We start from the raw sequence: 11,579 nt of genomic DNA, 5'->3' as shown, positions 1-11,579 counted from the left end.
GGCTTTGTTCATCCGATATTTCCCCATTTCATAGTATTTATGTATAGTGATTATTCAACTATATTATAACATTATTTATGGGTGTTTGTATACTAAAGAGTGAAAACAAATCAATTCATCCCACTACCTAAAGTGGGTGTGGACTTCTTGATTGTGTTGTTAAAAAGAAAAAGAAATCTTTCGACTTCTTTTAAGATACATACCGTTTTGTGTCCAATAATTGATAATTTGAAATCTCATAATTCATGTAATAATAGACCGGTTGATATAGAACTGCAACAGACAATGCCCCAGAGATGCCCATGGCGAATTCAAACGGTAAGTCATACATGAAATAAAGCCACATATCATAACCCCAAACATACGCTTGGAATGGAATGAACATCATGCCGTAAATAAAACCAAAACCAAAGGCGAATATGGATAACCCAATCACACCTTGAACTTTCTTAAATACTGTGCCTAATAATATCGGAATTAATGACCACGCCATCATCATCGGAATGACCAAATGCCATATCAGTGTACCCATGTAGATGTTATCAAGTAGGGTATGAACTACTACGATAAATAATGTTTTTTTAGAGCCAATCAAACGGGTATAAAGCACGAATAAAAAGACCGTTAATTGGACATTTGGGATAAACGATAGGGCTTGTTCTACGACGAAGATGATGGCGGTAAATATCGCCATCACAACGAGGTCAAAAATTCGAATACGCACACTATGACCAGCTTTCTAATTTAAATGCTAAAACGTCATTATCTTTGACATAATAATCGGATACCCCAACCATCGAGGATTCACCATTCACATAAAACGCGATGAATTCTTGAGTACCAGGTTCTAATTTAAACGTTTGATAGGTAAGGGTTAGCAACATCTTCCCCCAGGAATACACTTCATAAGTCGCTTCTAAATGTTCATCTAATGCGGCTTCTGCTGTCACATTTTCATTCACTTTGAATTGCTTAGATACCAATAATGCATCATCATACAATTCAATCGTGATCAAGACCTTATCACCTTGTTCAGGTGTGGTTTGACAAGCGGCTAACCCAAAGGAAAGGGTTAACAAAAACACAACTAAAAAAATCCTTTTAAACCATTTTGACATTGTTTTCTCCTCCAGCCTTCTGATGTCAATAAAAAAATCTATACCCACCTGGAGTATAGATATAAATAACAATCAAACATTGTTTTCATACACGCATCACCCAGGCGGTACTTGATTGGGTTTTAGGTAGGTCTACCGGCTCGATTTCATCCGCATCACACCTTCCCGTTATACACAGTGGTATTTGTGAGTTGTCCATCTTACGGTTGCTGGGGCAGCGAAAGCTTTTAACTTTCTTCCCTGTTATGTATTAAGTACACCTTAAACCAGATTAAGTATACATCAATTATAGGTCACATTTATTGAGAATGCAACCCCATTATGACCAATTTATAAATAAATCTTAAGAATTGCGTAAATACGCGATAAAATCGTTATTTATCGGTACTACCAAAGCCTGAAATGCGCTTTTCATCGGATGCAATATCATCATCTGCTTTTAAGTATTGAACGAAGATCCCTTGGGCAACCCTCTCCCCTTTTTCAATGACTTGGGTGGTCTGTCCAAAGTTATAAATCGGGATCATGATGTGTCCTTCATTGCCTGGACTATTATAATAATCTTGGTCGATGACACCAACATTATTGGCCATCATCAATTGTTTTTTAAGCCCTAAGGATGATCTTGGAAACACCAATAAAACTTCACCATCATTCATCGCTACTTTAAGACCAGTGGGTACTTTTTGAATATCCCCTGGGTTAATTTCAATGGATTCTACGGCGGCTAAATCATACCCAGCTGAATGAGAGGTTGCGCGTTTTGGTAGATCAAATGTTTGGTTTTGATAGGTTGTAATCTTTTCAAATTTTCTCATATCTTTTTAACCTCTTTAATGTAGTTTAAGACAATATTTTCTCTGGTCAATGTCGAATATGGGTGGATTTCTAACCCATCTTTTTTCAATCTTGTACGGATTTCATGGTCGTTTTGAGCGATGACATCGTCGATTGAAACCCAAGCTGGGGTCATCCCAAAACGAATTTCATAGTCTTCAGGATTGGTTTCCACATAACGGTCAATAGATACTTCATAATAATGGCTTTTTTGGTATAGGATACCATCGCGTTGACCACTGCGTAATTCTTCTAAGTAACCAATGGGTTGGATTTCTTTCGCAACCACACCAACTTCTTCTTCGAGTTCACGCTTCAAGGCTTCAATAAAATCTTCATTTGGTTCCACACCACCGCCAGGGGTCATGTAGTCTTTAAACTTCTTTGAATACGTCATGAGAATTTGATTGCCGTTCAGGATGATGGCTCTCACGGTAAAACGGGTCGCGGTTGGGGTTTGATCTTGTAAACCGGATTCAATGATGATGTCTGCTAATTTTTTCATTTTTTGGTTGCTCTTGGATGGCTTTCTTTATAGGATTGACGGATTTTTTCCGTGGTTAAATGCGTATAGACTTGGGTCGTTTTTAAATGTTCATGACCCAATAGTTCTTGGACAACCCTGAGGTCTGCCCCATGGTTGAGTAAAGTAGATGCGAAGGAATGCCTTAACATATGTGGCGACACATGGATGAGTTCACCGGCATGGTCAAACAGTGTATTGAGGATTACCCTCAACCCTCTTGGGGTTAACGTCGTGCCTTTATAGTTGATGAAGACATCTTTGTTTTCAAGCGTATCCCCTTTGGCTAATAAGATGGGTCTAGTATAGGTTAAGTAGGTTCTAAACGTGTCTTTTAAGGTTTCATGTATAATCACATAACGATCTTTAGACCCTTTCCCATGAATGAGGATTCGTTGGTTGGATAGTTCAATATCCGATAATTGAAGGCTACAAAGTTCAGAAGCGCGAAGACCGGTTGAATACAACAAATCAAAAATCAAATAATTTCTCAAACCCAAAGGTGTCGATGTATCGATGGTTTGATAGATGAGTTCAATCTCTTTTTGGGAGACAACTTTGGGCAATCGTTTTTCAACCTTTGGTGATTTGAGTTTTAACACCGGATTGGTGTCGATGTGTTGCATCTTATGGTGAAACTTATAAAATGCTTTTAATGCCGATATTTTTCGAGTGATGGATTTATTTTTGTAGGATTCGTTGCTTAAGTGGTTCAGAAAATGACCAAAGATACGCTCACGGGTGACCGATAACAACTCATCAGCAAACCCTTCTTTTTGAATGAATTCTAAGAAGGATATGATGTCTGATACATAAGCAGTTACGGTTGGTTGAGCATAGTTTTTTTCAATCGTTAGATAGTCTTTAAATGTCTGAATCGCCACTTCATTGGTCATGTTATGACTCCTTTAGAAAATCCGCAAGTGCTTGTTTCGCACGTTCTGCATATAGGCGTTTACGGTCTGCCTTTTTGTGTTTTTCTAATGCTGGTAAAATACCTAAATTCGCGTTGATCGGATTAAAACTCTTATTCGGTGTAGATACATAATACGCCATCGCACCAATCATCGTGGTTGGCGGGAATGGTTTGATGTCTCTACCTTTAAGCAGTTGACTCATGTGATATGCTGCGGATAAACCTGAGGCTGCTGATTCGATATAACCTTCTACCCCTGAGATTTGTCCTGCGACAAATAGTTTTGGGTATTGTTTGGATTGATAACAACCATTTAAAATATTGGGTGATTCCAAATAGGTATTTTGATGCATGACACCATATCGCACGATATCTGCATTTTCTAACCCTGGAATCAAACGGATGATGCGTTTTTGTTCGCCCCATTTGAGGTTGGTTTGGAACCCAACGATATTGAATAAGGTATGGGCTGCATCGTCTTGTCTCAGTTGAACAACCGCGTAGGGACGGTTATTGTTGTGTTCTAATCCGACCGGTTTGAGTGGTCCAAACAAGAGGGTTTCTCTACCTCTTGAAGCCATGATTTCAACGGGCATACAACCCTCAAAAACATTGACTTCAAAATCTTTTAAAGTCGCACGTTCCGCACCCATGAGTTCATCATAGAAGTGATCGTATTGTTCTTTGGTCATCGGACAGTTGATGTACGCTGCTTCACCTTTATCGTATCTGGATTTCAAATAAGCAATGTCATAGTTGATGGTTTCGCCATCGATGATTGGTGCAACAGCATCAAAGAAATGGAGTTGTTTCGCATCAAACAGTTGTTGGATTTTTGAAGATAACACATCCGAGGTAAGTGGTCCTGAAGCGATGATGGTATAGTCATCGATATCGATGTCTAAAACCTCTTCATGGATGACTTCAATGTTTGGGTGTTGTTTGATTTTTTCAGTGACATAGGCACTGAACCCTACCCGGTCTACCGCTAAGCTTGAGCCCGCAGGTACTTCTTTTTGATACGCGGCTTCCATGATGAGTGACCCAATGGTCATCATTTCATTTTTTAACATCCCTACCGCATTGTGTGGGTCATTCGATCTGAGCGAGTTTGAACATACCAGTTCAGCAAAGTTTGAAGTTTGATGGGCTGGCGTCATTTTAACCGGTCTCATTTCATAGAGTTTTACTTTATATCCTTGATTCGCGAGATACCAAGCAGCCTCACTGCCTGCCAATCCCGCGCCGATGATTTTGATCATATGGTGGTCCCTTTCGTTTTTACTTTCTAAAAATATAGTATTATTATATAATATTCATGAGGTGTTATCTATGGCAACCATTAAAGATGTCGCAAAAAAAGCAAATGTCAGTGTCGCAACCGTTTCTCGTGTCATTAATAAAAAAGGGTATGTGAATGAAGAAACCCGTGCACTCGTTGAAAATGCGATACACCAACTCAATTATATCCCAAATGAGCTTGCGAGAAGCTTATTTAACAAACATTCCAAGTTGATTGGGGTTTTGGTCCCGCACTTCGATACCCAATTCTATGCAGAACTCATTGAAGGCATTGAAAACGCAGCGATGAAGTTGGGTTATAAAATCATGTTATCCAATACCCAAGATAACGCTAAGCGTGAAAAAGACTATATCCATATTTATTCACAATACAACATCGATGGGATCATCGTGGCTTCGAACGCCCACAATGTCGAACAATTGATTAAATCGGATTTACCGATTGTTACTGTCGACCACATCCTATCTGAAAATATCCCTTCCATCACTTCTAACAACATCCTTGGTGGGATCATCGCTGCTCAAAAACTCATATCGGGTGGGGCGAGATACATTTTAGAACTCCGTGGTCCGTCATTCTTACTCACCGTGTCTGAGCGTTCTTTAGGCTTTAGACAAGTGTTGGTTCAAAACAACATCCCATACATTTCGTATGATACTGACTTACTGAACCCAAGCATCGATGTCATCACTAAAATCATTGAGGATCACCCACAAATTGACGCCATCTTCGCTACCTCTGATTTCTTAGCGATACACGCTCAAAACATCTTACAGAAATTAGGTAGAAAAGTGCCTGAGGAAGTTCAAATCGTTGGTTTTGATAACATCGTGTATACCACGTTGGTATCGCCAACCATCACAACCATCGAACAACCAATCAGACGCATGGGCGAACTTGCGTTAGAGTCATTGGTTAAACTGTTAAACGAAGAATCCTTAGGGGATTTCCACAGTGTCTTGGATGTTAAATTGATTGAAAGAGAATCCACCAAATAACAAAACAAACTGCACATCGCTGTGCAGTTTTATTTTTAGAACTGTCTGAATTGTTTCTCCGATAGTGGCTTTAAATAGATATAAAGTAGGGTTGATAAGACTGCCATCAGTGTCCCTATAATGAATAGTGAGGCTTGTGTGGTAATCACTTTATTCAAATAATAATACGCAAATCCGAAGGTCACGATGAGGGCGAATCCACCGAAGATACCGACCAAAGAAGCGATGCTTTGTTTGACGACTTCTACTTCATTTTGGAAATCAAACTTAGGCATGAATAAATTTAAATACGCATTGATCAAGGATGAAAGGACAGATAATCCAACCACCACATACATCATAACGATGATTGATAATGGATCGATGGCTAAATTGAATCCCAACATGACTAAACTGATCAAACCAATCGGAACAATCAAAATCAAGTTGAAAATGATTTTAGAAATCATCACATTTCTCGGTTCAATCGGTAAACTCTTGATAATCCAGAAGTTTTTACCTTCTAACGATAGACTCACCGCAGGGGTATACGTCATGACAATTGAAAATCCAAATAAGATGAGTAATAAAGGTTCAAGTGACATATCCACTTCCATCATTTGCACAAGGATGCTTTCAATATCCGATTTGAAGAAAAATGACGCGATGCCTAAAACCAACAAGATGACTGGACCTAACCCTGTATTCACTGCGTAGATAGGCACTGAAAAGTATTTTTTAATCTCTTTGATCACCATCGTAAATACCAACCCTTTAGAGTCGTAATTGACTTTGGTTTTCTTACTGATGTACCCTTTGGTCTTCGATTGGTTGGTTTTACGAATGACTGGATTTACAAGCAATATAAATAAACCAAACACGCCAACCGATACCAATATGTAATACAACATTGATAGGTGATTTAAGTCATGTACACCATCGATGTACCAACCAATGAGTGGGTAAACATCACTCAATCCTTTGACCATATCGACTTGACCAGTGAGTGGGTTCACTTCTGGGTCATTGAATGAAAAGGATAACGCGAAGATACCGATGAATATCGCGAACAATAAAATGATATTGAGGATTTTTGCGAAAGGCAGTTTCTTGGTGATGTAATCGAGTCCTAACGATACGAATGCCAAAACGACAAGTGGAATCAGTGGTGTTAAGATAAACCCAATCAAGAAGTAAACTAAGGATAATACCGAAATGCCTTTGAAGAAAAAGTAAGCGAATGCGATGGGTAATACAAAGATGAACGATGTGATATAGATCATCAGTAACATTACTGTTATTTTACCTAATAACACGATGAAATCAGGGATGGGTAGTGGGGCTAAAATATCATAATCTTTATAATGAAACAAATACCCACTGGCTCTAAATAATGTCATCATCACCGATAGTCCAATGACATAGGTAACGGAAAAGGACAAGATGACTTGGATTTGATTGGCCTGATTCATGATATCAGCCAAATCAAAGAACATGAAACCAAAGCCAAACATATAAGCGGCGAGGGCGTAGATGATCGCGAAGCCAATCAACACGGTTTTGGTTTTATTTTTCTTTAAATCAAACCCGAAAAGTCGCTTTAAGGAAAAGTTTTCTTTAAAAAATACAGAGACGAGTTTAAGATACATTAGGCTTCACTCGCAATCTCCATGAATAGGTGTTCTAAGGTTTGGTCTTTGATGATGTCTTGGGTATACCCGCCCGCAACAATCTTCCCTTGTTTGATGATGGCGACTTTATTACATAGCTTTTCAACGACTTCTAGTACGTGGGTTGAGAAAAAGATGCTAGACCCCGCTTCGCAAAGGGCTTTAAATTCTTCTTTCAATAAAAACGCCGCTTTCGGGTCTAATCCAACGAAAGGCTCATCTAATAATAAGAGTTTAGGTTTATGAATGAGCGCACTGATGATGACCAATTTTTGCTTCATCCCATGAGAATACGACGAAATTGGGTGGTTTAAAACTTGATCCAATTCAAACTTTTTCGCATACGCTTCAATCAGTGACTTACGTTCCAATACAGGCACTTTGAAGACATCTCCGATGAAATTCAAATATTCAATCCCACTGAGAGATTCATAAATATCTGGATTATCCGGGATATAAGCGATGCGTTGTTTGACCGCTAACGGGTCTTTTTGGATGGAATACCCATCGACTAGGATTTCGCCTGAATCAAAATCAATGATGCCTGCAACGGCTTTTAAAAGGGTGGTTTTACCAGCACCGTTGTGTCCAACGAAGCCAAATAAATCGCCTTTTTCAATCGATAACGTGATACCATCATTGGCACGTTTGGTTTTATTGTAGGTTTTAACAACATTTTTGATTTCTAACATAAAAAATCACCTCTACTTACATTATACGCCTATCTTTTCATAAAATGAATATCTCTTTGAATTTTTTTGAATTAATTTGATAAAAAATAAAAACGCCTTGGATGTAGGCGTTTATGATCTATTTTTGAAACAAGAAATCTTCGTAAACCGCTTGTAAGCGGGTGTTTAGGAAGAAGGTAATGAAACTGAGAATCGCCACATTCACTGGCAACATCCACAATCTTAAGGCGAGACTGGCCATGGCGTAATCGCCCCAACCATACAAGAACATCGAACCTGTGTTTGAAGCGGTTGCGAAAACGTGGGTTAAAAACAACACAACGACAATACGAATTAAACCCGATTTGTGTTTTAAAAATAACCCAGGAATCAATCCCCAAGCCATCGCACTGATCGAGAATAACAAAATATAGTCGCCTTGTGGAGCGAGTTGAAACCCAATAAAATCACTGACAAACCCCATCATTAAGCCATAAATTGGACCTAATACGATACCGCCGATGATGAGTGGTATAGCATAATAAGGTAGCCCAAAATTCAATACAGGCACGATTTGTTTGACAAACACATCGAGTGCCACAGACAGTGCGGTTAGCACGCCTGCTAAAGCCAAATACTTCACACTTCTTTTCAAAATAAAAGACCTCCATCTACTAGAGATCCACCATAAAAACTTACAGCGGACGCATAAGGAAACCGCCACATTCGTGTTCGTACCAACCCGACATCCCATGGTTGATCACTTAACGCTTCCTTATTACTCTGTAAGGTTATTTTATCACGGTTTCATCATTCCTGCCACTGGATTGTTTGAACACCTTGATTTTGTAAGAATTGGTTACATTTCAAAAATACCTGACTACCAGAAAAACCACGATAATTGGACAGTGGGGATGGGTGTGAGGTTTCTAAAATGCAATGCTTTGGGTTGGTTAAATAAGGTTTAAAACTTCTTGCATGAGCCCCAAACAATAGGAAACAAATGGGTTGATTCAAACGGTTGATGGCTTTGATGATTTCTAAAGTGAAGGTTTCCCACCCTTTATTTTGGTGTGATAATGGTTTGTTCGCTTCAACCGTCAAAATGGTATTTAATAACAATACCCCTTGTTTGGCCCAGTGGGTTAAATCCCCATGTTTAGGCATTTTAACCCCTAAAGAGGATTCAATCTCCTTATAGATATTTTGTAAAGAAGGCGGGATTTGGATGCCTTTATTCACGGAAAAACACAAGCCATGGGCTTGTCCTTCGCCATGATAAGGGTCTTGACCAATGATGACTACTTTGATTTGATCGAATGGGGTCAGGTCAAAAGCCTTAAATAAATCGTCTTTTTTGGGATAGATTGTTTTGTTTAAACGTTCTTGTTGAATGAACGTTTTGAGCTGCTGAAAATAAGGTTTTTCCGATTCTTGATGGTAAATATCTTTAAACGTCATACCGCTAGCTCCAAAACATAATCGTCCATCACATAGCCTTTACCTATGTCTGTAATGAGTTCTTTTTTAATTTCAAAACCCATTTTTTGATAGGCTTTGATGGCGTCTAGATTATATTTATTAACAGTCAAATAAATGGGTTTTTTGCGTTCTTTCAGTTTATCGATAAAACCACGCATAAACCCTTGGTTACGGTATTCTTTATAAATGTAAATCTTTGATAAAAACACTTTGTCAGATTCATCTTTAATCGCAGCGAACCCCACAGGTTTATCGCCTTTAATGATGAAATACTCATAACCGGTATTGATCTGTTCTTTGATCGACTGTACCGATAAAAACGTGGTCAGCATATAATCGATTTGTTCTTTGGATAAGATTTTTTTGTACGCTTCTGTCCAAATGGTTCTAGACATTTTAGAAATTTTTTTGATGTTTTCTTTCGTTTCTACCAGTATAAACATACATCCACCTCACAGGATATGCATCGATTTGGCTGTTTTTTCGATGATGTCTACCGCGCGGTCTAGAATGTCTTTATCGTGTAATGCGGATACCATCACACGAATTCTGCCTTTACCTTTGGATACGGTAGGGAAAATGATGCCTGATACATATACACCATTATCTAACAATTGTTTGGAAAATGCCATGGTTTTTACTTCATCACCAATCATGATTGGGGTGATTGGGGTTTCTGAATGACCAATATCAAAGCCAAGCTGTTGAAGTTTAGACTTTAAATATCTGGCGTTATCCCAAAGTTTGAGGGTGTATTCATCGGAGGATTCCAACATATGAAACGCCTCGATGATGGCTGCGGCTGCACTTGGTTGCATCGAAGTTGAAAACAAGTGCGGTCTACTTCTGTGTAATAAATAGGATTTCATGGCTTTCGAACCACACACATAACCACCGACCACGCCGATGGCTTTAGACAAGGTACCAATGATAAAATCGACTTGCCCATGGAGATGAAAATGGTCGACTGTTCCGCGGCCATGTTCACCCAAAACCCCTGAACCATGGGCATCGTCAACGTAGGTAAGTGCGTTATATTGTTTGGCTAGTTTGACAATTTCAGGCAATTTAGCCAAATCCCCATCCATGGAGAATACCCCATCGGTGATGATCAATACTTGTTCATATTGACTGCGCTTTTCTATCAATAAACGTTCCAAATCCGCCATATTTGAATGCTTATAAACGGCTTTATCTGCTTTCGATAACTTCACACCATCAATGATTGAAGCGTGGTTAAGTTCATCGGATAAAATCAAGTCTTTTTCTGTGGTTACCGCTTGAATGACCCCTAAATTACATAAGAATCCACTTTGATAAACCAAAGCAGCTTCTTCCTTTTTGAATTTCGCGATGGTTTCTTCGAGTGCTTCGTGGATTCGCATGTTACCGACAATGGTTCTCACCGCACCTGCGCCAACCCCATACTGATCTAAAGCTTTTTTAGACGCTTCAATGAGTCTTTTGTGGTTAGCAAACCCTAAGTAATTATTTGAACACAAATTGATGACTTTTTTACCATTGAGTTCAATGATGGCGTCAATCGGTGTATCGTTTATTGGTAATTCACGGTAAATGCCTGCTTCTTTCAAAGCATTGACCTTTTCTTCTAAAAAGTTCATCGTAACCTCCTATGGAATGAGTACAACTTTACCACTATTGCCGGAAGCCATGATTTTAAAGGCTTCTTCATAATCTTTCATCGAGATCACATGGGTGACAATCTTGTCTAAACGAATCTTTTTGGATTCTAAGAGGGCAGATACTTGATCCCAGTTTTCATACATCTTACGACCTGTAACGCCATAAATGGTGATGCCTTTAAAGACCACATCGGTAGAAATATCAATCTCAATTTTTTCAGATGCGATGCCAAGCAACGACATGTGTCCACCTTTTTTAATGTATTTAAAGCTTTGTTCAATCGCTTTTTTATTGCCAGAAAATTCTGCAACCACATCGACACCTAAACCATTGGTTTCTTTTAAAACCGCCTGAATGACGTCGGTATCTCTTGGGTTGATTACCAAATCTGCGCCAAGTTCTCTGGCGAGATTCATTCTAAATGGGTTGACTTCTATC

14 protein-coding genes and 2 riboswitches are annotated in these 11,579 nt (G+C 38.9%); of the genes, 1 reads left to right on the top strand and 13 read right to left on the bottom strand.

What is annotated here, in order from left to right:
- Positions 1 to 190: 190 nt before the first annotated feature.
- The 6 genes from N7548_RS08720 to trmFO all read right to left on the bottom strand — a co-directional run bounded on the left by N7548_RS08720 (position 191) and on the right by trmFO (position 4,656).
- On the bottom strand, positions 191 to 724 hold the full coding sequence (locus tag N7548_RS08720; protein WP_263609092.1) for a hypothetical protein: 534 nt from the start codon (positions 722 to 724) through the stop codon (positions 191 to 193).
- 1 nt (position 725) lies between these two features.
- Positions 726 to 1,118 carry a DUF4430 domain-containing protein gene (locus N7548_RS08715; RefSeq protein WP_263609091.1) on the bottom strand — a complete coding sequence of 131 codons (393 nt, stop codon included), beginning with the start codon at positions 1,116 to 1,118 and terminating at the stop codon, positions 726 to 728.
- A gap of 108 nt (positions 1,119 to 1,226) precedes the next feature.
- Positions 1,227 to 1,397, bottom strand: a riboswitch (cobalamin riboswitch).
- 95 nt (positions 1,398 to 1,492) lie between these two features.
- Positions 1,493 to 1,936, bottom strand: coding sequence for a dUTP diphosphatase (dut, locus tag N7548_RS08710; protein ID WP_263609090.1), 444 nt, complete (start codon positions 1,934 to 1,936; stop codon positions 1,493 to 1,495).
- Complete coding sequence (locus N7548_RS08705) at positions 1,933 to 2,460, bottom strand: NUDIX hydrolase (RefSeq protein ID WP_263609089.1); 528 nt, start codon at positions 2,458 to 2,460, stop codon at positions 1,933 to 1,935. Before N7548_RS08705 ends, dut begins: the two co-directional genes overlap by 4 nt.
- A complete protein-coding gene (xerA, locus tag N7548_RS08700) occupies positions 2,457 to 3,374 on the bottom strand; it encodes a site-specific tyrosine recombinase/integron integrase (RefSeq protein WP_263609088.1) in 918 nt (305 codons plus the stop codon). Before xerA ends, N7548_RS08705 begins: the two co-directional genes overlap by 4 nt.
- 1 nt (position 3,375) lies before the next feature.
- Positions 3,376 to 4,656: a methylenetetrahydrofolate--tRNA-(uracil(54)-C(5))-methyltransferase (FADH(2)-oxidizing) TrmFO gene (gene trmFO / locus N7548_RS08695; protein WP_263609087.1), complete on the bottom strand. Its 1,281-nt coding sequence runs from the start codon at positions 4,654 to 4,656 to the stop codon at positions 3,376 to 3,378.
- Positions 4,657 to 4,726: 70 nt separating this feature from the next.
- Here trmFO and N7548_RS08690 point away from each other — a divergent pair, with 70 nt between their 5' ends.
- The gene (locus N7548_RS08690) at positions 4,727 to 5,695 is read left to right on the top strand and encodes a LacI family DNA-binding transcriptional regulator (RefSeq protein WP_263609086.1); all 969 of its coding nucleotides are present in this window, start codon (positions 4,727 to 4,729) and stop codon (positions 5,693 to 5,695) included.
- A gap of 35 nt (positions 5,696 to 5,730) precedes the next feature.
- Here N7548_RS08690 and N7548_RS08685 read toward each other — a convergent pair whose 3' ends face one another.
- The 7 genes from N7548_RS08685 to N7548_RS08655 form a co-directional block, all read right to left on the bottom strand.
- Positions 5,731 to 7,323 (bottom strand): permease-like membrane multi-spanning protein, encoded by a 1,593-nt coding sequence (locus N7548_RS08685; protein ID WP_263609085.1) that lies wholly within the window; start codon positions 7,321 to 7,323, stop codon positions 5,731 to 5,733.
- Positions 7,323 to 8,036 (bottom strand): ABC transporter ATP-binding protein, encoded by a 714-nt coding sequence (locus N7548_RS08680; RefSeq protein WP_263609084.1) that lies wholly within the window; start codon positions 8,034 to 8,036, stop codon positions 7,323 to 7,325. The genes N7548_RS08685 and N7548_RS08680 overlap by 1 nt, the downstream gene beginning before the upstream one ends.
- 118 nt (positions 8,037 to 8,154) lie before the next feature.
- The gene (locus tag N7548_RS08675) at positions 8,155 to 8,670 is read right to left on the bottom strand and encodes a folate family ECF transporter S component (protein ID WP_263609083.1); all 516 of its coding nucleotides are present in this window, start codon (positions 8,668 to 8,670) and stop codon (positions 8,155 to 8,157) included.
- A 41-nt stretch (positions 8,671 to 8,711) separates the two neighbouring features.
- Positions 8,712 to 8,803, bottom strand: a riboswitch (THF riboswitch).
- A 22-nt stretch (positions 8,804 to 8,825) separates the two neighbouring features.
- Positions 8,826 to 9,476 (bottom strand): uracil-DNA glycosylase, encoded by a 651-nt coding sequence (ung, locus tag N7548_RS08670; RefSeq protein WP_263609082.1) that lies wholly within the window; start codon positions 9,474 to 9,476, stop codon positions 8,826 to 8,828.
- The gene (locus N7548_RS08665; protein WP_263609081.1) at positions 9,473 to 9,940 is read right to left on the bottom strand and encodes a GNAT family N-acetyltransferase; all 468 of its coding nucleotides are present in this window, start codon (positions 9,938 to 9,940) and stop codon (positions 9,473 to 9,475) included. The genes ung and N7548_RS08665 overlap by 4 nt, the downstream gene beginning before the upstream one ends.
- Before the next feature lie 9 nt (positions 9,941 to 9,949).
- Positions 9,950 to 11,119 (bottom strand): glycine C-acetyltransferase, encoded by a 1,170-nt coding sequence (locus N7548_RS08660; protein ID WP_263609080.1) that lies wholly within the window; start codon positions 11,117 to 11,119, stop codon positions 9,950 to 9,952.
- A gap of 9 nt (positions 11,120 to 11,128) precedes the next feature.
- The coding region (locus N7548_RS08655; protein WP_263609079.1) for a zinc-binding dehydrogenase at positions 11,129 to 11,579 on the bottom strand (451 nt) is incomplete at its 5' end.

Origin of the sequence: Paracholeplasma manati (assembly GCF_025742995.1) — a bacterium.
In the GTDB taxonomy this organism is placed as follows: domain Bacteria; phylum Bacillota_I; class Bacilli_A; order Acholeplasmatales; family UBA5453; genus Paracholeplasma; species Paracholeplasma manati.
Note: the sequence above shows the minus strand (reverse complement) of the source record. Positions and strands in the feature narration are given on the sequence as shown.